General features: G+C 49.5%; 16 protein-coding genes. 6 read left to right on the forward strand and 10 right to left on the reverse strand.

The features are described from left to right. Window positions 1-3 precede the first annotated feature (3 nt). Window positions 4-927 (reverse strand): dienelactone hydrolase family protein, encoded by a 924-nt coding sequence (locus PY479_RS00975; RefSeq protein ID WP_275482566.1) that lies wholly within the window; start codon window positions 925-927, stop codon window positions 4-6. 92 nt (window positions 928-1,019) lie between these two features. Beyond that, window positions 1,020-1,934, reverse strand: a complete 915-nt coding sequence (locus PY479_RS00980) for a LysR substrate-binding domain-containing protein (RefSeq protein WP_275482567.1) — start codon at window positions 1,932-1,934, stop codon at window positions 1,020-1,022. A 114-nt stretch (window positions 1,935-2,048) separates the two neighbouring features. Between PY479_RS00980 and PY479_RS00985 the strand changes: the two genes are divergently transcribed. The 4 genes from PY479_RS00985 to PY479_RS01000 all read left to right on the forward strand — a co-directional run bounded on the left by PY479_RS00985 (window position 2,049) and on the right by PY479_RS01000 (window position 7,280). Then, on the forward strand, window positions 2,049-3,338 hold the full coding sequence (locus PY479_RS00985) for an MFS transporter (protein WP_212595739.1): 1,290 nt from the start codon (window positions 2,049-2,051) through the stop codon (window positions 3,336-3,338). A gap of 314 nt (window positions 3,339-3,652) precedes the next feature. Next, the gene (gene hydN / locus PY479_RS00990) at window positions 3,653-4,198 is read left to right on the forward strand and encodes an electron transport protein HydN (RefSeq protein ID WP_275482568.1); all 546 of its coding nucleotides are present in this window, start codon (window positions 3,653-3,655) and stop codon (window positions 4,196-4,198) included. 22 nt (window positions 4,199-4,220) lie between these two features. Continuing rightward, complete coding sequence (gene fdhF, locus PY479_RS00995; RefSeq protein ID WP_275482569.1) at window positions 4,221-6,395, forward strand: formate dehydrogenase subunit alpha; 2,175 nt, start codon at window positions 4,221-4,223, stop codon at window positions 6,393-6,395. A 531-nt stretch (window positions 6,396-6,926) separates the two neighbouring features. Next, entirely contained in the window at window positions 6,927-7,280 is a 354-nt protein-coding gene (locus PY479_RS01000; RefSeq protein WP_275482570.1) for a hypothetical protein, read from the forward strand. A gap of 232 nt (window positions 7,281-7,512) precedes the next feature. On the opposite strand, the gene PY479_RS01005 is transcribed toward PY479_RS01000, so the two are convergent. Then, complete coding sequence (locus tag PY479_RS01005; RefSeq protein ID WP_275482571.1) at window positions 7,513-8,502, reverse strand: MsnO8 family LLM class oxidoreductase; 990 nt, start codon at window positions 8,500-8,502, stop codon at window positions 7,513-7,515. Between the two features lie 198 nt (window positions 8,503-8,700). On the opposite strand from PY479_RS01005, the gene PY479_RS01010 reads away from it, so the two are divergent. Both PY479_RS01010 and PY479_RS01015 read left to right on the forward strand, forming a co-directional pair. Next, the gene (locus PY479_RS01010; protein WP_275482572.1) at window positions 8,701-9,651 is read left to right on the forward strand and encodes a 2-dehydropantoate 2-reductase; all 951 of its coding nucleotides are present in this window, start codon (window positions 8,701-8,703) and stop codon (window positions 9,649-9,651) included. Window positions 9,652-9,818: 167 nt separating this feature from the next. Then, a complete protein-coding gene (locus PY479_RS01015) occupies window positions 9,819-12,098 on the forward strand; it encodes a DPP IV N-terminal domain-containing protein (protein WP_275482573.1) in 2,280 nt (759 codons plus the stop codon). Between the two features lie 74 nt (window positions 12,099-12,172). Here the strand turns inward: PY479_RS01015 and PY479_RS01020 are convergent, their stop codons facing one another. The 7 genes from PY479_RS01020 to PY479_RS01050 all read right to left on the reverse strand — a co-directional run bounded on the left by PY479_RS01020 (window position 12,173) and on the right by PY479_RS01050 (window position 24,448). After that, a complete protein-coding gene (locus tag PY479_RS01020; RefSeq protein ID WP_275482574.1) occupies window positions 12,173-13,324 on the reverse strand; it encodes a DUF4340 domain-containing protein in 1,152 nt (383 codons plus the stop codon). Window positions 13,325-13,328: 4 nt separating this feature from the next. Further along, window positions 13,329-16,184: a Gldg family protein gene (locus PY479_RS01025; protein ID WP_275482575.1), complete on the reverse strand. Its 2,856-nt coding sequence runs from the start codon at window positions 16,182-16,184 to the stop codon at window positions 13,329-13,331. Next, window positions 16,177-17,091 carry an ABC transporter ATP-binding protein gene (locus PY479_RS01030; RefSeq protein ID WP_212595747.1) on the reverse strand — a complete coding sequence of 305 codons (915 nt, stop codon included), beginning with the start codon at window positions 17,089-17,091 and terminating at the stop codon, window positions 16,177-16,179. Before PY479_RS01030 ends, PY479_RS01025 begins: the two co-directional genes overlap by 8 nt. A gap of 519 nt (window positions 17,092-17,610) precedes the next feature. After that, on the reverse strand, window positions 17,611-18,654 hold the full coding sequence (locus PY479_RS01035) for a GGDEF domain-containing protein (RefSeq protein ID WP_275482576.1): 1,044 nt from the start codon (window positions 18,652-18,654) through the stop codon (window positions 17,611-17,613). Between the two features lie 314 nt (window positions 18,655-18,968). Further along, window positions 18,969-20,810, reverse strand: a complete 1,842-nt coding sequence (locus PY479_RS01040; protein ID WP_275482577.1) for a methyl-accepting chemotaxis protein — start codon at window positions 20,808-20,810, stop codon at window positions 18,969-18,971. A gap of 301 nt (window positions 20,811-21,111) precedes the next feature. Next, window positions 21,112-22,500 (reverse strand): efflux transporter outer membrane subunit, encoded by a 1,389-nt coding sequence (locus PY479_RS01045; protein WP_275482578.1) that lies wholly within the window; start codon window positions 22,498-22,500, stop codon window positions 21,112-21,114. A 4-nt stretch (window positions 22,501-22,504) separates the two neighbouring features. Then, window positions 22,505-24,448 carry a MacB family efflux pump subunit gene (locus PY479_RS01050; RefSeq protein WP_275482579.1) on the reverse strand — a complete coding sequence of 648 codons (1,944 nt, stop codon included), beginning with the start codon at window positions 24,446-24,448 and terminating at the stop codon, window positions 22,505-22,507. Between the last annotated feature and the right edge of the window lie 3 nt (window positions 24,449-24,451).

Here is a 24,451-nt window from a genome sequence, read left to right on the forward strand (position 1 = left end):
ACATTACGCCATCACGTTCAAATGCAAATTGAAAAACTGCAGCGTGCGCCCCCAGGCCAGCTCCGCCATTGCTTCATTGTAACGAGCAGTAGAATCGTTATGAAATCCGTGATTTACCTTGGGATACAGATATGCCTGATAAGGTACTTGATGGGCCTGTAAAACTTTCTCGTAATCCGGCCAGGTGGCATTGACTCGACTATCCAGTTCCGCAAAATGTAATAGCAGTGGCCCTTTAACGTTTGCGCGTAGACTTTCAGCAGCAGGTGTCCCGTAAAAGGGCACTGCTGCAGCGAGTTCGTCAGGGATAGTGGCGGCTAACATGTTAACGATATAGCCACCGAAACAGAAACCGACAGCCCCCAGCTTTCCGTTACTCTGCGGGTGTTTTTTGATGAACTGGGCGGCAGCGATAAAGTCTTCTTCTATCTTGGCTTTATCCATACTGGCCTGCATCGTTCTGCCAGCGTCATCGTTACCCGGATAACCCCCAAGCGGAAATAATGCATCGGGGGCAAAGGCAATAAAGCCACTTTTCGCGAGCCGTCTTGCCACATCCTCGATATAAGGGTTAAGTCCTCGGTTTTCATGCACGACTAAAACTGTGGGTAACGGTGCGGTAATCTCGTTGGGGGTAACCAAATAACCTCGACCTTTACCGTAGCCTTTGGGCGAGTCAAAGAACTGATAACTGGCTTTGATCTGTGGATCATTAAAATTGACCTGTTCAGCCAAGGCATAATTGGGAAGAAGCGCAGACGTTAATGTGGTCATGCTAAATCCGAGCACAGTGAGACCCGCGAGTCGTCGCATGAATTCTCTGCGATCGATAATGCCATGGGCATATTCGTCATACCAATCGAATGCTTCTTGTGGGATATCCCGCACTGAAGCGTGCGTGATAGCCCGGTGTGAACTGGTGGACATAGTTTGGCTCCTTCCAATGATGGACAATCTCAATTGCAATGCTTCAGCTTAGGCGAAATTATCAGCAGTTAAAAATACTTGATGTGGCTTTTTTATTCTCCCATCAACGCTTCTCTGGCTTGTTTCTGCTGCCGAACGACGGCGGCAAAATTCAATGCCGGTTGTGATGGATGCTTTGTCGGATAGGCAACGGCCAGTTCCACTTGAGAGGCGGTGTCGTTGATGGTTCTAAACACTACGCCCTTTACACTTAACTGCCGCATCGATTCTGGGACCAGTGAAATTCCCAGTTCTGCCGATACCATAGATAAAATCGAGGCGATCTGTGGCGCCGGTTGTCCCTCAATTGGCTCAAAACCCGCGGCATGGCAAACGGCTACGACGGCATCATGTAAGCTGACGGCCAGTGAACGTGGCGTCATGATGAAAGGTTCTTGTTGTAACGCCAGCATGTTCAGCGCATTACCTTCACGCGCCAGTGGATGTGCTGAGGGCAGGGCGATGACCAACTGTTCTGTAAGAAAATGCTCTATCGTCAGTGTCTTGGGATCGGGATCCGATGGCCGCAGTATGGCTGCATCAAGGCGATCACTCAGCATTCCATCGGCCAAAGCCAGAGAGTTGGCTTCCTCAATGGTAAGTTCAACGTCAGGATACCGACGACGAAACTGCCGGATCACCGCGGGGATTGCTGGATGCAATGCGGCTGTACCGGTGACCCCCAAACGTAGTTTACCGGTCTCACCTTTGGCGGCTCTTTGGACGGCATCTTTTGCCTGACGGAGCTGGCTTGGCAACGTTTTAACGGCTTCCAGAAATACCTTTCCCGCATCGGTTAACTCCGCGCCATGCGGAGTACGGTGGAATAATGGCGTACCAAGTTCATATTCCAGATCTTTGATTTGCTGACTTAGCGGGGGCTGCGCAATATTCAGCTTTAATGCTGCCCGTGTGAAGTTTTTCTCTTCGGCAATCGCCAGAAAGTAACGAATATGGCGTAATTCCATGGCTATACATAAAACATATCAACATGTGATTTATTATATATTAGAACTATCAATCGGTGATGAATAAAATAGCGTTAATTTAACAGCCGTAACGTTTAATTTGCCGTCAATATTATGAACAGTAGTACCCCAATCGAAACACAAAGCACGAATGTTGCCCCCAGTTCAGTCGCTGAGCCCGTCGCCAGCGATGATGCCCATGCGTATATCAAAAAAGGCTCCAAAGCCTATACTCGCGCAGGAATAGCGTTATTCCTTGCCGGTTTTGCCAGCTTTTCGCTGATTTATTGTGTACAGCCTTTGCTGCCAGATTTTGCAACGAGCTTTGGTATCAGTCCGACCCAAAGTTCGCTGGCGCTATCTGTCACCACCGGCTTTTTATCCTTTGCCATTGTCCTTGCTGGCGCGTTTTCTCAGGCGATGGGGCGCAAAGGCTTAATGTTTTGCTCTATGGCATTGGCCGCCGTGCTGAACTGTGTCGTAGCGGTACTGCCTGAATGGCATGGTGTGTTATTGGCTAGGTCCCTGGAAGGGCTGGTGCTGGGGGGCGTACCCGCAGTGGCTATGGCCTGGTTAGCCGAAGAAATTGACCCGAAGGATTTGGGCAAGGCGATGGGGTTATATGTTGGCGGTGTGGCATTTGGGGCGATGATGGGTCGCGTCAGTATGGGGCTGTTAACTGAAATTGCTTCCTGGCGCGTAGCGATGGGCGTGCTCGGCGCACTCTGTTTGTTGTCTGCCATCGGCTTTTTGATGTTGTTGCCTGCGTCTCGCCATTTTGTCAGAAAGCCAGGTCTCAACCTGTCATTTCATCTGCAATCCTGGAAAACCCACCTGCAGAATATCAAACTGATTAAGCTCTATATTATCGGCTTTATGTTGATCAGTGTTTTCGTCACCCTGTTCAACTACTCCACCTTCCGACTGACCGGTGAGCCTTACGGCTTTAACCAGACTCAAGTAAGCTTTATCTTTTTGGCATTTGCGTTTGGTATTGTGTCTTCATCAATGGCCGGTAGCCTGGCGGATAAGTTTGGCAGAACACCATTGTTGATCGCGGCATTTGCGTTGATGTTGGCGGGCGCTTTATTAACGCTGATGACACCTATCATCGGTATTATTTGTGGCGTCGCGTTGGTCACCACTGGTTTCTTTGTCGGCCATTCCGTCGCAAGCAGTGCAGTTGGGGCGGCGGCTAAGACTGCCAAAGGTCACGCATCGTCACTTTACCTGCTGTTTTATTACATGGGCTCCAGTATTTCAGGCTCAGTTGGTGGTTGGTTCTGGCAGCACGGTGGCTGGCCAGCCGTGGTCATGTTTACCGGCAGTTATGCCATCGCAGGTCTGTTGTTGATATACGCCGGTGTCTGGCGTGAAAAGCACGCCGCTCATCAAGTGCTTTAATCGGTTTGTCACACCACAGCCTGTATAAGGCTGTGGTGAGTATTGCCACCTTCCATCCTGCTAATTTTTCGCAGCAATATTCCCACGACGCGCATTCCTTTCTCTCCTTGGGTGATAACTGACACTTTCGACAGTTTTGTCGAAATGACATGACGAATTAAGGCTTAATGTGTCTGTCATTTTAGAAGTAACTTTAATAACTAACTGTATTTAATGATAAATATTTTTGGCATGGATTATGGTTATCCCCTTTTGTATGACAAGACGCTTTGTGAGAACAGGGACTTCACGCTTGTATACAACTGGAGAGTACTATGAACAGCTTTATTGTTGCCGATGCTAACAAATGTATAGGATGCCGCACTTGCGAGGTGGCCTGTGCTGTTGCCCATCGTGCCGACGGAGACGTCACTACACTCAGTGCCGTAAATTTCACTCCTCGAATCCATGTTGTAAAAGGGGGCAACATCAGCACCGCGACCCAATGTCGTCAATGCGAAGATGCCCCTTGCGCCAATGTCTGCCCAAATAATGCTATCACCCGCGCCCACGGTTTTGTGCAAGTACAGCAGCAACGTTGTATCGGTTGCAAAACTTGTGTGGTGGCTTGTCCGTATGGCGTGATAGATGTGGTGACCTACCCGGTAGTGCGCAACACAGGCGCAGCCGTCAATGTCCTGCGGGAAAGAGCCCAGGCAAACAAATGCGACCTTTGCTACGACCGCCCAGAAGGCCCGGCCTGTATCGAGGTTTGTCCGACCGAGGCGCTCAGATGTGTCGATCGTGACGATTTGGCAATGCTGAGTGCAGATAAACGCAGACGAACCGCACTGGATAACGGTGCCCAGTTCTGTGTTTAGTACTTCTAAAGGTAGAGAAACAATGGAAAAAGTCACAACAGTGTGTCCGTACTGTGGTGCGGGCTGCAAAATGAAACTGGTCGTAGATAACGGCCGGATTATCCGCGCTGAAGCCGCAGAAGGCGCTACTAACCAGAGTGAATTATGCCTCAAGGGCTATTATGGCTGGGATTTTCTCAATGATACTAAGCTGCTAACCCCACGCCTTCGTGAACCGATGATCCGCCGTCATAAGGGCGGTCCCTTCGAAACGGTATCTTGGCATGAAGTGATCAAATATGTCGCTAAACGCCTGACGGAAATTAAACAGCAATACGGTGCTCGTGCCATCATGACAACTGGCTCATCACGCGGCACCGGTAATGAATCCAATTTTGTGATGCAAAAGTTTACCCGCGCGGTGCTTGGCAGCAATAACGTAGACTGCTGTGCCCGTGTCTGTCACGGTCCATCGGTGGCAGGGTTGCGGGAAACTTTGGGCAACGGTGCCATGAGCGTTTCCATTGAGGATCTGGAACAGGCTAAATGCCTGCTGATCTTTGGTTACAACAGTGCGGATTCTCACCCGATTGTGGCGCGGCGTATCGTTAAGGCGAAACAGAATGGTGCCAAGATCATCGTGTGTGATCCTCGGCGAATCGAAGCCGCGCGCATTGCCGATCAACATCTGCAGCTGAATAACGGTTGTAACGTCACCCTGGTCAATGCCTTCATCTACACCTTGCTGGAAGAAAATCTCTACGACAAGGACTACGTCGCCAAATATACCGAAGGTTTCGATAGCCTCTGGGATGTCGTGAAGGATTATGCGCCGGAAAAAGTCGAAGCTATTACCGGTGTGAGTGCCCAGGAAGTGCGACAGGCCATGCGTACTTATGCTGCATCTCCGGCATCGGTGATTTGCTGGGGCATGGGGGTGACGCAGTTTGGACAGGGAACAGAAACCGTTAAGAGCCTGTCAACCTTAGCATTGCTTACTGGCAATCTTGGTCGTAGCGGTGCCGGTGTTGCACCGGTCCGTGGTCAGAATAATGTGCAGGGCGGCTGTGATATGGGCGTGCTGCCTGACTTATTTCCGGGTTATCAGAAAGTCACCGATGCTGCAATCCGTGCCAAATTTGCCAAGGCTTGGGGCATAGATCCCGAATCCATGGATAAAGAAGTGGGGGTTCGCATCACTGACGTGCCACATTTAGCGCTGGAAGGTAAGGTCAAGGCTTACTACATCATGGGGGAAGATCCGTTACAGACCGAAGCTGATTTAAGCCTGGTACGTAAAGGGATCGATGCATTGGATTTTCTGGTGGTACAGGACATCTTCATGACCAAAACCGCCGAAGTCGCCGATGTCATTTTACCTGCCACCTCCTGGGGAGAGCATGGTGGCGTATTCACCTGTGCTGACCGCGGATTCCAACGTTTTGAGAAAGCCATTGAGCCTAAATACAACGTCAAACGTGATTGGGACATCATCTCGCTGATTGCGACGGAAATGGGCTACCCCATGCACTACGACACTAATCAGCAGATTTGGGATGAACTGCGTGAACTATGCCCACTCTATTACGGCGTGACTTACGAGAAGATGGGGGAATTCGGCCACGTACAGTGGCCATGTCCGACTCTTGACCATCCAGGTACTCCGCTGCTGTACACCGACAACAAATTTGCGACGCCATCTGGCAAAGGGCAACTGTTTGCCACCCAATGGCGCAAACCGGCAGAGCTGACCGACGAAGCGTTCCCGCTGGTACTGTGTACCGTACGTGAAGTTGGACACTATTCCTGCCGCTCCATGACAGGTAACTGTGCCGCCTTGAAAACATTGGCGGATGAACCCGGTTTGGTAAACATCAATCCAGCGGATGCCCAGGCACTTGGCATCAGAGATCAACAACTGGTGTGGGTTGCTTCACGGCGAGGCAAAGTTATCAGCCGTGCCAGCGTGAGCGATCGCATCAACCGCGGCGCTGTGTATATGACATATCAATGGTGGATTGGTGCCTGTAATGAGTTGACTCAGGATAACCTTGACCCTACGTCGAAAACACCAGAAACCAAGTACTGTGCGGTGAACGTCAGTGCTATCGAGGATCAGAACTGGGCCGAGAGCTATGCGGCACAGATTTACAGCGAGATGAAAGCTCGCTTACGCAATGCTGTGGAGGACGCCAGGCCAGCGGCCATCACTGCATAAAGTAGTATGCAAAACTACATCAACGTCAAAAGCCAAAGGGATCGGTAACGATCCCTTTTTTGTGAGCCGCCCATAGGGCTGATGGCTCTTCGCTGTATGCTGAAAATGGCAACACTCAGGCTTCACAGTTTTCTATCTTCGAAAGCCATTCCTGCTCGGCTATCACTATCTCGTACCCTCAAACTTAAGACCTTACCTGCATTTTCTGAGTATCAACCTTTTGCCCAAACTTTGTTACCTGCTCACCTGCGCTTGCGACAAAGTCGCTTCCAGTTGACCAAGTTTTTGTAATGCTACAAAGTGTTCACTTTAACGGTGGCGATTCACATCGCCTTTTATAGGATTAATGCTTGGTACAATTACCGTCGGTGTTTATGTAATGATTCTCTCTGGCAAATGGAGTGAAAAAAACACATAACAAGGCCGTCAAACAAAGGACACAAAACAGCAGGCCGTGCTCCTTCGTCGCAAATGTTAGCCTGCTATTTTTTGCCGTTTACGGCCAGCGTTATATTTTTTTGGATTGTATGAATGGAATCGAAATTACTTAAAGTCAAATTGAAGACAAATTCAAAACCGCACTTTTTTGAATTGTTGGAATTCATCAAAGCGAATCCTGAAGCTCCAAAAGAAGAGATGGTTCAAAAGGGTTACTTTTGGGACTCATTCTTCTTAGATAAAGATGAAAATTTATTCATGGTTCTCAAATCAAAAGACTTCTCGAAGATCATGATGGACGAATCAGAGTTGATACAAACAGCTTTTCGTCCAATCTACGAGCGGTTCAGAACGCAGTGCTGGATCGAAGGTAGCTATGAGGATATTGAAGAACTATTCTGCTTCAATGATTCGTTCTCATTTTTGGGCTTGGCGGTTGAAACATAACAAACAACTGTAGTTGTTCGCTGGCGCTCACTGGGACAATAACACGTAGGCTCAGTCGCTTCGCTCCAATTTAAGCCTACGTGTTATTGCCCCTAAGTTGGGCGTTAATCCATAGAAACTGTTATCCAAAATTCATCAATTAGAGCTAGAAATCTAACTCAAAAATGTCCAAAAGTGTTTTACCCTAATCCAATCAAGCGAAGCCTCATCATTCAAAGGTTGACAGCCATTGTTAACCTAACGATTGCATCACTGCTGCGCCAATGCTGAAGGAATGCATTCGTGCGGGCCTATCAACGATAGGCCCGTTAAACATCAGTTCGTCGGCTTGAGTTTCCGCCAGCAAGGCTTTGATTCCTAGGTGAATATCGTCGGCATCTCCCACCAGTGAACGACTGAGGGTACGCTGCATCGCATGGATTTCATGTGGCTCCCAATCACCTGAGAGTTTGGTGACTGGCAACGGAATTTTGTCGGCACTGCCTCGATAAAGATGCAGGAACTGTTGCTGCACTGAACTGAACAGATACTGTGCTTGCTGCCGCTCATCTGCTGCTACCAGATTGATGCATACCATGGCATAAGGTTTAGCCCAACGTGACGAAGGCTGGAATTGACTGCGATAAAGGGTTAATGCGCGTGTCATTAATTCCGGTGCAAAATGGGCGGCAAATGCGAAAGGTAATCCCATCTGCGCGGCCAGTTGCGCACTATAGAGACTGGAACCCAGCAGCCACAGTGGAACCTGTAACCCTTGACCTGGGATGGCATTAACTGCGCCACTGGCATTGCTGAAATAACGTTGAAGTTCGGCAACGTCATCCGGAAAGCTGTCTACGACGGCTTGGGGTTGACGTCGCAACGCGTGCATGGTGATTTGGTCGGTTCCCGGTGCTCGCCCCAACCCTAAATCGATGCGGTCGCCGAACAGCGTTGCCAGCGTGCCAAATTGCTCGGCAATGACCAAGGGAGAATGGTTGGGCAACATAATGCCACCAGAGCCAAGGCGGATACGAGAGGTGCCATGACCCAAGTGACATAATAGGACTGAGGTTGCGGCACTGGCGATGCCTGGCATGTTGTGGTGTTCGGCTAACCAGTAACGGGTATAGCCCAGCTTTTCAGTGTGTTGTGCTAGTTGCAGCGAATTTGAAAAGGCGGTTTTTACATTGCTGTTAACGGCAACGGGGGCTAGATCCAGCACTGAATAAGGGATCGTCATACAAACTCCGATGTATTCAATCGTATGCTGGCACTATAACACTGGCATCGCATAAATTAACCCGGCTCCTGCTAAGGTTGATCTGGGTAAAAAAAGCTGATGAACATCGCCATTTGTGTGAGTTAACTGTTTGCTGCTGTTGATTTTCTGGACAATAGCGGCATGATGGAACAGTCTCAGCAAGCAAGGAACGTCATCATGAAATTTGCCATAGTAGGGGCGGGCGGTATTGGTTGTTATTATGCTGCGCGATTAATTCATGCCGGGCATGAGTGTGTGTTGGTGGCGCGCGGTAAACATCTGCAAGCGTTACAGCAACATGGCTTACAACTGCAACATCCGCAATTTGTGTTTGATGCGCCGGTGATTGCGACCGATGTTGCTGGACTGTGTCAGGACTATGCCTGTGAAGATTTTGACCTGCTGATCCTGGCGGCAAAAAGCAGTGCCACCATCCCGCTGATGGAACAGCTGCAATCTTGGGTGGTAACGGCCAAAACGCCAATGCTATCGCTCCAGAATGGTGTCACCAATGAAAAGCATATTGCCGCCATTATGGGAATGGAACGCACTGCCGGTGGCTTAGCGGTAAAAATTGGCGCACACATTGTGGCTCCCGGTAAAGTGGAAGCAACCGGCGAAGCGCAGATCGATTTCGGTGCATGGCCATCGGCGGCGGCGAATCCGGGATTGCAGCCCTTACTGGCAGTGTTATCACCGTTGTTCACCGAGGCCGGGATCCCGAACACCTTATATGACAAGGTCAATTATGCATTATGGCGGAAACTGGTGATCAACAATGGTGTAAATCCGTTAACCGCGCTGACCTTAATGGATACCCAAGCGGTCACCAGCGATCCGGTGTTGCGACACACGGTGCACCGGATGATGGAAGAAACTGCCCGTGCAGCCAATATTGCCGGTGTCAGTCTCACCGCTGAAGACGTTGAGCAAATGTTCAGTTTGATCTGCCGTTTTGATGCCATCAAGACATCGATGCAAGTCGATCGTGAGAAAGGTCGGCCCATGGAAATTGAGGATATCTGCGGACCGGTTATCCAATACTGCCGTGAAGGTGGTCAGCCTGCTGAGACGACTGAACTCATCCGTAGCTTGTTGCTCAGAGCCAGCGCATTAGATCATCGGTGAGCGTTAACGCCTCCTTGCATGCCAAGCGGCTAGCGAAGCAATTTGACGGAAACACTAACTAAACTGAACTGTTTCCGTGGTTACGCATTGCAAAAATTTCTACAAATATAGAGCGAATATCGCACCATAAATTCGCCCTGACCATGGCAAATGGAATACCTAAAATAATGAAAAAAATTACCCTACCTTTGCTGGCAACACTGCTGGCGTGCCTGATCACACCGTCACTGATGGCCGCACCTTCAAAAGCAGATATTCAAGCCAGTGTTGATTTGCGCAAACACTGGCAAGGATTAACGCGAGATTTAGCCTTTCCGGCGCGCTGGGTGCCGGATTCTCATGAATTTTATTACCGCCTGACGGTTGCAGGTGGCTTTGCTTTTATCAAAGAGAATGCAGACAGTGGCGAAAAAGGCCCGGCGTTTGACCAAGCCATGGTTGCCAAAGGTATGAGCCAGGCCGAAGGTGAAACTGTCACTGCGCTGAATCTGCCGTTTGACGATTTTTGGTACGAGGATGATGGCATCAGCTTCCTCTTGCACTATGAACCCTGGCACTGCAACCTGAGCACCGCAGTGTGTGCCAAGAAACCACAGCATTCCAGACCGATTGCCGATGACGAAGTGCGTGATTTGCGCATGCCAGCAGACAATCATTTATGCTCTTCGCCCGATGGCAAGCTGCAAGCGCATGTGATTGATCATAACCTGCAGGTCCTCGACCAGGATGGCAAAACACTGCTGTTAAGTCAGGATGGTACCGCCGGAAACTTCTACGATCCGCAAACCATTCAGTGGTCGCCTAATTCTCGTTACTTAGTGATCTTCCGCGTCATCCCCGGTTATCCGCGTTATGTCACAAGAGTATTGTCTTCACCTAAGGCACAACTGCAGCCAGCGGTGATCCAACAGTTGTATCCGAAACCGGGTGACGTGATTGATATGGCGCAACCTGTGTTGTTTGATCTGCACACCGGTAACCATACCGATATTGATGCGGCGCTGTTCCCCAATGCTTATGCGCTTGCCAACTTGAACTGGCGGGCTGACAGCAAAACCTTTGCGTTTGAATATACTCGCCGTGGTCACCAGCAGGCACGCTTAATCGAAGTGAATGCGGCCTCTGGCAAGGGGCGGGTGGTGATAGATGAAACCAGCAACACCTTTATCTACCAGTGGCGTGGGTATCGCCATGATGTCAACAATCTTGGCAACGAGGTCCTCTGGTTGTCTGAGCGGGATGGCTGGGCTCACCTGTATCTGTATGATGGCAAACACGGCAAGGTGAAAAACTTAATCACCGATGGCGATTGGCCGGTGCGCGAAGTGGTGCATGTCGATGACACAAAAAGACAAGTCTGGTTTGCTGCCAGCGGGGTAAACCCCGGCGAAGATCCCTACTTTGTGCATTATTATCGCGTGAATTTTGATGGCTCAGGGCTGACAGAAATCACCCACACTGCTGCCAATCACCATGTGAGTTTCTCCGATGATATGCAGTATTTTGTCGATAACTATTCGCGAGTCGATCTGCCTAACATTGCGGAACTGAAAAAGGCAGATGGCACCTTAGTACGCACCCTTGCCAAAGCGGATATTTCCAGACTCACGGCGGCTGGATTTAAAGCGCCGCAGGTGTTTGTGGCGAAAGGGCGTGATGGCAAAACCGATATCTGGGGCTTGATTGTTAAGCCGCAGCATTTTGATCCCAGCAAACATTATCCGGTAATTGAAAATATTTATGCCGGACCACACGACAGCTTTGTGCCAAAAGATTTTTGGCCCTTTGGCTATCATTCCGGTGGTGACAAAGTCATTGGGATGCAGGCACTTGCAAATCTGGGATTTATCGTGGTGCAGCTGGATGGCATGGGCACAGCAAATCGCTCCAAAGCGTTTCATGATGTGGCATGGAAGAACATAGGCGATTCTGGATTTCCTGATCGTATCTTGTGGCATCAGGCGGCCGCTCATAAATATCCTTGGTATGACATCAGTAACGGTGTTGGCATCTATGGCGCTTCTGCTGGTGGCCAGAGTACGCTCAGTGCTTTGCTGTTCCATCCAGCGTTTTACAAAGTTGGGGTAGCTTTTGCCGGTTGTTATGACAATCGCATGGATAAAATGAGCTGGAATGAGCAATGGATGGGCTGGCCGGTTGATGATAGCTACCTGCGCAGTTCTGCGGTGGTGAATGCCGCTAACTTGCAAGGTGCGCTGATGATTATCTTCGGCGAACAGGACAGCAATGTGGACCCTTCGTCGTCATTGCAGTTGGTCAACGCATTGATTAATGCCGATAAAGACTTTGAGCTGCTGGAAGTTCCCAGTGGGGAGCATACGGTGGGGCGTTCCACCGGGCCGATTGACTATGTACAGCGGCGGCAGTTTATGTTCTTTATCAAGCAGATGCTGCACCAGCAAACGCCTAACTGGAATGCAAAGTAACAGCGAGCATGCTACGTAATAAAAAGGCCACCTTGCGGTGGCCTTTGGCTTCTTTGGTTGGGAGGAAGAAAGTGTTATTTAGCGTTACCCGCTTTGCCTATCACTGCCACCTGGACGGGCTTTGGGGGATTACTGGTGTCTGCTTTAGGCGTTGCCGTTACCAAGGGTTCACTGAAAGCCGCAGGTTTAAAGGCCGCGACAAATGCATCTCCCTGAGCTTGTGGCAGCCGGAAATATTCCTGACTCAGTGACGATTTAAGTACGTAGTCTTTGCTGTCAGTCATCTGTGCCAGGCGATAAGTTACCTCATCCCCTTTATTGCGTTGCACAGAAACCTGCAGCAGCGGTTTATCCAGACCGAAATTCGGTTTTTGCTCTACACCTAGCAAGTCACTGAGCCGCAGTGATGCCAGTTGTTGGAGTGCCTGATTAACCTTGCCGAAGTTAATGCGGCTATTAACGGGTAACGGCGTTAATTGCCATCCGGAATTATCAGATGACTTGCCCGAAACTTGGGTTAACGCCTGTTTGTTACCGTTGTCGTCAATCAGTTTATCGACCATTTTTTGGACTTTGGCGTTGTCGGCAATCGCCGCTGGTGCCTGGTCCTTGTCGGCGGTGGCCGACTTGCTGACATCGGTACGGCGTAATGTGATATCACCGATTTTTAACGCCTGGATGTTAGCCGTTTTCACCTGCAGCAAGTCCTGCTGCATCCAGTCTTTGCTGGTCACTGGCAGACGGTACACAGGCAGATCGGCCAGATACACCTGAGCTTCACCATCCAGTCGGATATGGGTTTCGCGCATACTGGCAGAAGTGCCTACGTACAGCGTGGCCATATCGACGTTTTGTTGGGACAACACTACTTTGCGTTCAAAGGTCTTATTAGCGACTTTGAAACGACGAGCGGCATTGTCACTGTCGGCCACTGCACCCGCATGTTTCAGCGTCAAGATCTGCTGTAGCAACGCGGCCACTTGCTGCTGATTTGCCGGAAATTCATCTTGATCTGACAGCCGCCATTTACCCTCGGTGCGGGTCAGATCAATGGTTTTACCATCGTTATTGCTAATGCTGATATGGTCGATATCGCCATCTTTCAACGCTAACAGTGCTTTGGGCTTGCTTTGTCCCTGAATGCCGTGGTGTTCCAAATTGAGCGTGAATGCCAGCACTAGCTGTAATGCCAACAGCCCACTCAAAATATAAATGAGTTTTTTCATACTGTTATACCTCCGCTAGGATCTGCTGATAACGGCGCAGATCGCTGATCTTCACCTGTCGGCGCCACAACCAGATCAGTACCAATCCCAATAACACCAGACCATAGTTGAGATATTCCCAGTACTGCTGTTGTTCCAGCTTCATTCCTATCAGGGTTCTGGCTAACTGTGTCCGGCCACGTAGGGCCAGCAACGCCGGATCTTCCAGCGACCAATCGATGCTGTTCTGAATGAAATCCATGGGCTTGGTGTAGAAGGTGCTCAATCCCTGTGATTCCAGTTGCAAGCTGCTGTCGCTGGCAAAGCCGTTACTGGCGACCAAAATCAACCGGGCAGATTCAGGCGAGTGTTCAATAACGCCGCCAAAGCTATTGTCGGTAGCTGTTTTGGCCGTTGCTTTAGCGGTCTTAGTCGCGCTGTCATCACCGAGTAAAGGCGAGGGCTTGCCGGCAAAGAAGGAGTCAAAACTACCGGTTTCAGCCACTGCCAGCGGATAAGACTGCGGTTTGCCTTCCTGTTTAAAGCCATTGCGTGGATAACCGCGATAATCCGGCACCATATTCATGTTGGCAGAACTCCAGCTATCGGCAGAACTCAGTAATAATTTGCTGATGTCGCGATTGCCCGCTTTTTTGCTGTCAACAGCGACCGGCGATGCCCAGTTCAATGTCAGTTGCCCCAGTTGCGCGGTGACAGGATTGTCGGGTGACAACTGATTGCCCCGCAAGTCAGGGAAATACGGGTATGGCAGCATGCGTATCTCTCTTAAGGTAATGCCGCCAACATTGCGTTCCACTGGTAGTGGCAGTGCCGCGTTGCGTGGATCCAGTACCATGCGTTTGTCGATAGTCAGGCCGTAATGATTCAACCATTTATCGAGACCACTCTGGTGCTCATGTGCGGTAAGAGATTCGCTGACATTCACGTCATAGGGCGAGGTTGCAATCATCACACTGCCACCACGCATCAGGAATTGGTCTATGGCAAACAACGCCTTATTGCTAAGGTTTTCTGGTGCCATTACCAGCAAGAAGTCAGCATCTTGTGACACTTTGCCATCACTGAGATCCTCATCCACCACTCGTAGGTTTTTGCTGAGACTTTGGCGTAACATGCTATAGCTGGCGCCACCTGGTTGCATATAATTCGGTTTGGGAGCAACCAACGCAACGGTTTTCATAAAGCCCGGCGCTAAACGCTGCAAAGCGGCTTGAATGCTGCGTTTTAATGCATCTTTATCGAGCTTTTCTGGCAATGGGATCTGCACATGGCTGCCACCGTTTTCCAGTGTCATATAGAACCAGAACGGGTGACGATCAGTGAGGCCCATGATCTGTGGTTCAAAGCCATATTGTTGCTTCAGCGTTTTTGCCAATTCACTGTTGTTTTGCGGATCATCAAATTGAGTGAGCAGTTTGCCATCAGCTTGTTTGCCGAGGTCTTTTAATACCTCATCTAACTCACCCCGTAGCTTCTGTAACGGTTGTGGTAAATGATCGGTGGCGGACATATAGCCGTGGAAGGTGACTTTGCCATTAATGGCATCAAAAGGACTGCCGCCTGCCTGCCATTTATGCAGCACATTACGGATCGCGCTGGTCACAGCGTATTCGGGGTTTTTCAGCACCACATCCAGATGGTCACCACGCCCTTTCACTTCAATCAGGTCCTGATAACCCAGCACCTTGTATTGATCGCCATAAGCGATGACGACGTTGAAGTAGGAACTCATGACTCCCGCCGAATATTTACTCGCGGTTTCAAAAGACAAAGGTTTAATGCCATAACGGGATGCGGCTTCCTGTTCGGCTTTCTGGTTCTTTTGTGGATCCACAAATTCCACGCGAACCTTGTTGCCAGACGCTACCGCATATTCCTCAAGTAAGTCTTTTACTTGTGGAACCAGCGGTTCCAGCAGTGGGTGAGTTTTGGCGGAGAAATAACCGCGGATCAGCAGTGGCTCCTGCAGCTGTTGCAGATAATGTTTGCTGGCATCCGACAAGGTGTATTGTTGGCCATGGGTCATATCCAAGCGTGCCCAGCCAACAGGCGCTAACCACAAATTAGCCGCGATGAAGTTCACCACTGCCAAGCCCGTCACCAGCCGCCACTGGCGATGACGAGCATTCGCAGGGTTATTTGCCCAACGCAGTCGTTCCAGCCGCAGCAGGTTAAGTGCTACGAAAATGCCTACCAGCGACAAATAATAATAAAGATCGCGCAGATCCAGCACGCCACGGGTGATGGATTGAAAATGTGCATCGGTACTTAATGAGCGCAGCAGATCACCGGTTTCATAGCCGAACAGATTGGTCAGTTGTGGTGTGCCAATAAGGTAAAATAGTCCACAGACGACTACTGTAAGGATCAAGGCAACGATAGCGTTATCGGTGCGCGAACTCATGTAAAGACCGATAGCGATATAGGCTGCCGCCAGGAACAGCGATGCCACATAACCGCCAATCACTGGTCCCCAATCAAGCGGCCCCATAAAGGAGACGGTGATGGGTAAGGGCAAAGTCAGCAACAGCGCCAGTGCGACCAGGGACAACATTGCCGCAAACTTGCCGAATACCAGTTTTAGTGGCGCTACCGGACTGGTTAACAGTGATTCCAGCGTGCCACTGCGCTGCTCTTCTGACCAGCTGCGCATGGTAAGAGCGGCCACTAAAAAGATCATCAGCAGTGGCATCCACTGAAATAGCGGCCTGATATCGGCAATATTGCGGGCAAAGAATCCTGCCACCCAAAAGACGACGAACAGACATACGGCGAGAAAGGCGCCTAAAAACAGGAATGCTGCCGGTGAATTAAAAAAGCCGCGAAATTCTTTACGGGCTATCTGGCGAATTTCAGCCATGAATGACCTCCCGATTCACATCTGCAAAGACACTTTCCAGGTCACGCTTTTGAATTTCCAATGCATAGAGTTGCAGTCCGGCATTGCAGACGGCCGAGGCTATCATGGGGGCCAACGTCGGGGCGGCATCAATATGGCAATGCCATAAGCCATCATTGGCGGCTTGCGGGGTAATGGCACTGACCCCCTCAATGGCGCGGATAGTTTGGCTGGCATCCTGATTGACGGCTAATTGCAAGCCATGGGCGGTTTGCAACTCTTCAATACGCGAGTCGATCACCAGATGGCCATTGCGCATGATCAACACCCGTTCACACACAGCCTGAACTTCCTGCAGAATATGTGTAGACACAATGACGGTGGCAGTTTTTGCCAACTCTTTGATCAGTTGGCGCATCTGCAAAATTTGTGTTGGGTCCAGACCATTGGTCGGTTCGTCGAGAATGATAATGTCGGGATGGTGCAGCAGCGCCTGTGCAACGCCTACGCGTTGGCGGTAACCACGAGAGAGCGTCTGGATGGAAGCCACGGCCTTTTGTTTGAGCGCACAACGACGGATCACTTCAGCAACGCGACGCGTAATGAGTACCGGCTCCACACCATGTAAGGATGCCTGATATTCGAGATAATCTATTACCGTCATGTCAGGCCATACCGGGCAATTTTCTGGCAGATAACCGATGCGTGCCTGAATTGCTCGAGTGTCTTTGCCTACCTGAAGTTTGTCGATGTAAATATTGCCAGCGGTGGGTTCAAGAAAGCCGGTCAGCATTTTCATAATGGTAGATTTCCCGGCGCCATTATGCCCCAGCAAACCGACCACTTCGCCCCGGCCGATTTGAAAACTCACGTCATTCACCGCGGTAAAAGCGCCGTATCGGCGTGTCAGGTGTTCAACCTGTATCATGTTGTTCTCCGGTGTATGGGTAAAAATTTCCGCGACATCAAATCGCGGTATTCAACGAATAAGAAAATACCCGCCTTGGGGTCAGCGGGTGTCGGGCCAAGGGGTGCCCGCAGAAGGCCGCTGAGATAGGGGGGCAGCGGCATTGATGGAAACTGTTGCAGTTAAACGATGCAGAGTCGTTTGCGCTGTCATCATCTTTTCTCCGTATGCATGAATCTTTCTAGGTTTTTTTATGCATGCCCGAGAGGGGCTTACATTTGCAAGACCGGCAAACTTTTAGAAGAGTTCCTCAAATGAACGGATGTTAATCTGGCGGAAAGGTTTGTGTGGGATGAGTTATTTTATCTATATGATTTTAAATACTATTAATGTTTGTGAATGCCATGTAAATAACAACTCATACTGGCTTGTTTCGCGGAAAATGCTAGGTTGAAAATGTGAAGGAAATTGCCGTGTTGCGCGTTACTACCCTGTGCTTTTTGCCTTGAAGGTGTGGTTAACAACTCGCTGGCTGAAGGATTACTGACCGGCGACAGTTTGGTTACGGCCACGGGCTTTGGCTTGGTAAAGTCGCATATCCGCCTGGCGATATAGCGTGTCAAAGTCTTTGCCATCAAGTGGCCATTCCGCTAGTCCCATGCTGACAGTAAATTGCAACGTCTGTTTGTGAAAGTAGGGCTTCAACTGCTGAATATCATTGCGTAAGCGTTCCGCCAGCTCCATGGCTTGTGCTTTACGGGTTGTGGGTAACAGAATACAAAATTCTTCTCCCCCCACGCGGAACAACCAGTCACTTTGTCTGGTATGAAAAGTCATACGTTGACTCAGTTGGCATAAAATCAGATCACCCGCTTCATGCCCATTTTCATCGTTCAGGTGTTTAAAGTGGTCAATATCCAGCAGTAACAGGGTGAAGGACTGTTTCTCGGAGGCATGAGACTTGACGATTTGCTGGAAGATGTTTTCCAGATGCAACCGGTTATGTAAGCCTGTAAGGGGATCGCGTGCCGCGATTTCTCTTAACCGTTGGACCATCTGCGCTCTTTTAAATTCAAAGATATGGCTCATTGCCCACAGAAACAGATAGCTGACACTGGCGTTAATCAGCAGCGCTGTGTCCAAGGTGCCGTCAATACTGGGTTGCGCCCATACCATGACCGCTACACCCAGAACGCCAAAGCACAGCGTAAAAATGCCACCCAAAACCAACCCCAGCAGTAACATATTGGCGGGGGGCATTAATAGCAGCCAGTAAAAACCATCGGTGTAGAGTCCCTTGCTGTACATCCCGTAGATAATGACGCTGCCGACAATCAGCATTAGCCCGGATGTCCACCAAGTGGTCTTTGTCGTGTGTTGCAGTCGCAACAGAAAGACTAAACAGTAGATGGCAATCGCCGCTTCCATCATGGAAACGGTTTTGTCTGCATGGTGTAGATTACTAAGTGATAAAGCCGAGACCAGTACGGCAACGACCCATAGAATGATTTGCAGCAGCGTTCGCCGATAAGCCGCGTCATCTTCCCACATCGCTGGAGAATGCATAAATGAACGCGATGGCATCCAATAACCTTTGAATTCAGTTTACTACAATAAGCTTTGTGCTTGATATCAACATACCTTGCCCGATGATAGATTCCATGACTTGCTCACTGAAGATATGCGTTGAATCACTCTTCTGAAACCGTTTGGTAAGATAGTTTGCTATTTTTTAACGTAAATTATGCCTAAAACTTCATTTTAACGAAATAAGTCCGCCCTAAAATTATTAAAAAATAATTTTAGGGCGGACTTAAAGTTAAGGTTTACTGTTTAGTAATGCTTAAATTGTGGAGTGGACTTCGTTCGGTAGGCATCCTATCAGTCTTATTGGCGTTCTATATTCGAAATTGTCCTACTTCTGTTGCCAGACGTTGAGCCAAGGATTCCAGCGTTTGTGCCTGTTTCGCTGATTTTTCTGCTTCTGATGACAATCCTCCGGATACCTCTCGGATGGATTCTGTATTGCGGTTAATCTCAGCTGTTACTGATGTTTGCTCTTCCGCCGCAGTTGCTATCTGCCGAGCCATATCAGAAATCTGGCTTATGGCTGCGCTGATTTGTTGCAGACTGGCGTTGGCTGCTTCGACATCGGTAACACTCACATCCGTCATCTGATTGCTTTTATTCATAGTGGTCACTGCACTGGCCGCAATCTCCTGTAGCGTTGCAATCATTACTTGGATTTCTTGTGTAGATGCATGCGTACGCTGTGACAGCACGCGAACTTCATCGGCCACTACGGCAAAACCACGGCCTTGTTCCCCCGCACGCGCCGCTTCAATTGCGGCATTGAGTGCGAGTAAATTGGTTTGTTCTGCAATATCACTGATAGTCAGCAAGATACTGTTGATTTTCCGTGAGTGCTGATCCAGTTCCGCAATAATCGCTGTAGCGTTGCCCACTTCCGTTGCTAATTGTTTAATGGATTGTTGCGACTGTCCTGCCTGCTCTTGCCCTGACTCCGCCAATGTGACTGCTTGTTCGGCAGTATGCGCAGCGGTTTGGGCGTTACTGGAAATTTCCTGAGTAGCTGCTGCCATTTCTGTAACTGCGGTAGCAACCATCGTGACATCATCCAATTGTTTCACAATTTCACCACGATTACCTTCTGCCACTAGGCGACTCGTTCTGGCTTCCTCGGTCAAATTGCATGAGACTTCACCAAGGCGCCCTACCATCTTTGCCAATAATGCTACAAAACGGTTAAAGCCCTGTGCCAATTGACCGATTTCATCATATTTGTGACGAGTATTAATTCGAACAGTTAAATCACCACCACCATTGGCGATTGAATCCAGTGCTTTGGAAACATTTTCTAGATCGCGGAATTGGCTACGGAAGATGAAAATGAGTACCACTGCAAACAAAAAGATGGCGATGATTGCTGTTAACATCATGGTGAACGTTAGCTGGTTCGCTTCTGCCATAATGACATCTTTGTTCATTACAAACAGTAATGACCAATCACTGCCAGGAATATCCGCAAGGTAGAAAAATTTTTGCTTGCCCAGGAAACTGTCTTCATATAAGGAGTTATGTGAGTTCAGTTGCTTTAACCATTGTTGATTGAATCGTGGATCAACATCTGTTAGTGGCTTATTTTCAAAAGATTTGTCTGGATAACTGATCAGATTTCCATCTTGTTCTATTAATGCCGCAAAACCGTTGCCTGGTACCTTGAGTTTTACAAGCTTATCAGTGATTTTTGTCAAGGTAACATTGCTGCCAACTACGCCTTTAGTTTTGCCTGTATTATCCATTACGGCCGCGCAAAAAGTGACCACAATTTTTTGCAATGAACTACTGAGATGCGGTGGTTCGATAATTAATTGGCCAGAGGTCTTGGCCTTTTTGTACCAGTCACGCACTCGTGGATCAAATCCTGCCACGTACAGTGCGGGATCATGTCGATACATTTCTCCCCGCTCATTACCATACATGGACAGACTGTAATCAAGCGCACGCTGAGCATAAGCCAGCAGAAACGTTGGATCCTGATCGTCAGGCATTGCCTCTAAGGAACGCTTCAAGCTCAGTAAGCCATTTTTTTTCTCGTCAAGCCAATTACTAATGTTATAGGCAAATAGTTCCCCAGTTTGCTGAATTTGTTCTTCCGTCTGGTTAAGCGACATTTTCTGGATGGAATTGAAAGAAAGCGCACTAAGGATGATAGACACAATCAATACTGCTGCAAGACTAGCGCCTAAGAGGCGAGTTTTTAGCGTAATCTTCATTTAACGTTATACAGACATTAGAATAATGGGTGCCGATTATAAAAAATTAATTTTTTTATTTAAGCAGGTTAAGAAACTTTTAATCATGATTTAACCTATTTTAAATTAGTTTTTATTTATTAATAAGTTGATTACAACCTTAGGTATTATAAAACCTCGTCAGGCTAATGGTTATTTTAAACTAGAGTGAAAGTTATGCGTCAAAGATGGCATTTAACACCGTTTTTGACGCCAACAGATATAGTTAGGAACGCGGCGGCGCGATATCACTGCCACCAAGCGCTTGAAAAAGCGTCGCTTGTGCCGTCAGCTGATTGTAGTGATTTTGCAGCAAGGATGCTTCGGCGCTACGACGTGTTTCCTGCGCGTCCAGCCAGTTCTGAATCGCTATTGCACCATGGCGATACTGGCTTTCATAAATTTTCTCAGCCGCTGCTGCGGCTGTATATTGCAGCTGTAGTTTTTCCCCTTGATAGGCGTATTGGCGTCGTGCGGATATCGCGTTATCCACATCTTCAAACGCTTGATACAAGGTTTTACGATAGGTGACTACGGCACTCTCGTAGTCCACCTCCGCCATCTGATTATTAAGCGACATCTGCTGCCATTGCAGGAATGGCAATGTTAATCCCGCTCCCAAGGTGCCAACCGGATTACGCAGCAGGTTAGTCAATTCAGTGGATGAATCGCCAACGGCACCCGTCAGGTTCAGTGTCGGAAAATAACTGGCAAAGGTGGCATCTTTGCTCGCCAGCGCTGCACGTAAGGCATACAACGCGGCTTTTACATCCGGGCGCCGCACCAGTAGATCCGCAGGCACGCCCGCGGCGATTTCGGGCACGGGGCCATTCGGTAGCTTATCAATCTGCAGTGACAGTTGAAGCGGCGGTTGATTGAACAATAATGCGAATGCATTCTCAGCTTCCGTCAGCTGTTGCAATAACTCACTATGGCTGGATTCTTGTCCTGCGAGATTGCGCTGGGCTTCCAGCACATTAAGTTTAGACACCGCTCCGGCAGCATATTGATTCTGGGTCAGTTCCAGTGTTTGTTTGGCATAGTCAATACTGTTCTGACTCAGCGTTATGCGTTGCTTAAGATAGCCGATTTGCCAATACAGCGACGCCGTGGTCGCGACTAAACTTTGCGCGGTACTTTCCCGGTCTTCAGCACTGGCCATGGCACTCCAACTGCTGGCGTCGACGTTGGCCGCTACTTTGCCCCACAAATCGGCCTCATAACTGACGGAAACACTGGCACTGTAACTGTTACTGGACGAGCCGCCATCCAGCAATTTACTTTTGCTGGCAGCGGCACTGGCTGACACTTGGGGCCACCTGTCGGTAGCTGTCAGCCCGGCTTCTAACCGGGCTTTTTGTAATGTAAGCGTCGCTAACGTCAACTCATTGTTTTTTTTCAGTACATCAGTAATGAGCTGATTAAGTTCGGGATTATTGAATTTTTGCCACCAGGGGTCGAGACTGACCTGCTGGTTCACCGTGGTTTGCTGCCAGTTTGCCGGAATGATGACTTCGGGTGGCTGAAAAGTCGCGCGGGTAAACACACCGCAGCCACTGAGTAACATCATCGCCGCAGCGATAGCAGAGATTGGGAAAAGTTTTTTAGCTGTCATCACATTACTCCCGGGCCAGAGCATCTACCGGATCCAGCTTGGCTGCATTTCGCGCTGGCAAGAAGCCAAACAGAATGCCAATCAGAGTAGAGCAGGCAAAGGCCGCCACGATTGAAGTGGTGGAATAGATCATTTTGAAATCACTGCTGGCAGAAGAGAAGGCAACGCCAATCATAAACGACAAGGCGATACCGAGCGCGCCACCGCCAAGACACACCAGCACGGCTTCAATGAGGAATTGCCGCAGAATATCGCCTTGGCGAGCCCCCACGGCCATCCGCACGCCGATCTCTCGGGTGCGCTCTGTGACTGACACCAACATGATGTTCATCACGCCGATGCCACCAACAACCAGTGAAATCACCGCAATGGCTGAGATCAGCAGCGTCATGGTGGCGGTGGTCTTCTCAATATTCTGCCGGATAGTGTCGGTATTGATGGTGAAGAAATCCTGCTTGCCATGGCGCATTTTCAACAAGCTGATAATGCCTTGTTCTGCGGCGTTACTTGGCGCGGAAGAGTTGATGCGTACAGAGATGCTATCAAGATAACTCTGGCCAACCATGCGTCCACCGACGGTGGTGTAGGGCACCCAAACCGTCAATGAATCGTTATTGCCAAATGCACTGTCTTTTTTCTGGGTGACCCCGATAATTCGCACCGGCAGGCGCCCGAGAAAGATAATCTGTCCTATCGGATTGCTGTTAGGAAATAACGATTTGTATGTGTTGTTGTCGATCACCGCTGCTTGTGCCAGCGCGTCAACGCTATCGTCATCGAAGAACTGTCCCTGGGCCAATTGGTAGCCACGCACGCGGAAATATTCCGGTCCGACGCCGGAAACTGACGCAGTTACCGCCTGATTACCATAACGAATAGTAACGTTCGAGCTGATCGACGGCGTAACGCTGTCAACGTAGGGCAGATTTTTAAGGGTATTGGCATCGTTAGCCGTGAGCGTTCTGACCCGACCGGAGCGTCGGTCACCAAAACCGCTACCAGGACGAATATCAATGGTATTCGTGCCCATGGAGCTGATATTTTTGAGGATCTGTTGCCGGGAGCCTTCCCCTAGTGCCACAACCGACACCACTGAGGCGATGCCGATAATGATCCCCAACATGGTAAGGAAAGTACGCAAACGGTGGGATGACATGGCTAACAATGCCATTTTCATCGCTTCAGCGAGGCGATCCCAGTGTGCTAACCAGGCGTGTTTGGCAACGCGAGCTTTGGCAGTAAATGGCCGTTCTTGCCGTGGTTGCATACGACTATCGGCAAAAATCACCCCGTCTTTGATTTCGATGATACGCTCGGCGTACTGGGCTACCGACATATCATGGGTAACAATAATAATGGTGTGGCCATCCTGATGCAGTTCTTGCAGCAGCTTCATCATCTCTTCGCCGCTGTGGCTATCCAGTGCCCCGGTCGGTTCATCGGCCAGAATAACGTCGCCGCCATTCATCAGCGCCCGTGCCACACTTACCCTTTGCTGTTGACCACCACTTAATTGGCTGGGCTTATGATGCAGCCGATCATCTAAACCCAGTCGGGTCAAAATCATTTCGGCCCGTTCCCGACGGGTACTGCGATCTTTGCCAGCATAGACCGCGGGCACTTCAACATTACCTACCGCCGTTAAATCTCCCAGCAGGTGATAGCGTTGGAAGATAAAACCAAAGTATTCGCGGCGCAGTGCGGCGAGTTCATCGGCATCCATGGCCGAGGTGTCCTGACCATTGATCAGATAGTTCCCGTTGCTGGGCTTATCCAGACAGCCGAGGATATTCATCAGCGTCGATTTGCCTGAGCCAGAGGCCCCAACAATCGCCACCATTTCGCCCCGTTGAATCGTCAGGTTGACGTCTTGCAGTACCGTGAGTTGCTGCTCTCCCGCGGGAAATGTGCGGTAAACGCCTGAGAGTTCAAGTAACGCTTGTGTCATAAC

It is taken from the genome of Shewanella sp. A32 (assembly GCF_029167175.1).
GTDB classification, from domain to species: domain Bacteria; phylum Pseudomonadota; class Gammaproteobacteria; order Enterobacterales; family Shewanellaceae; genus Shewanella; species Shewanella yunxiaonensis.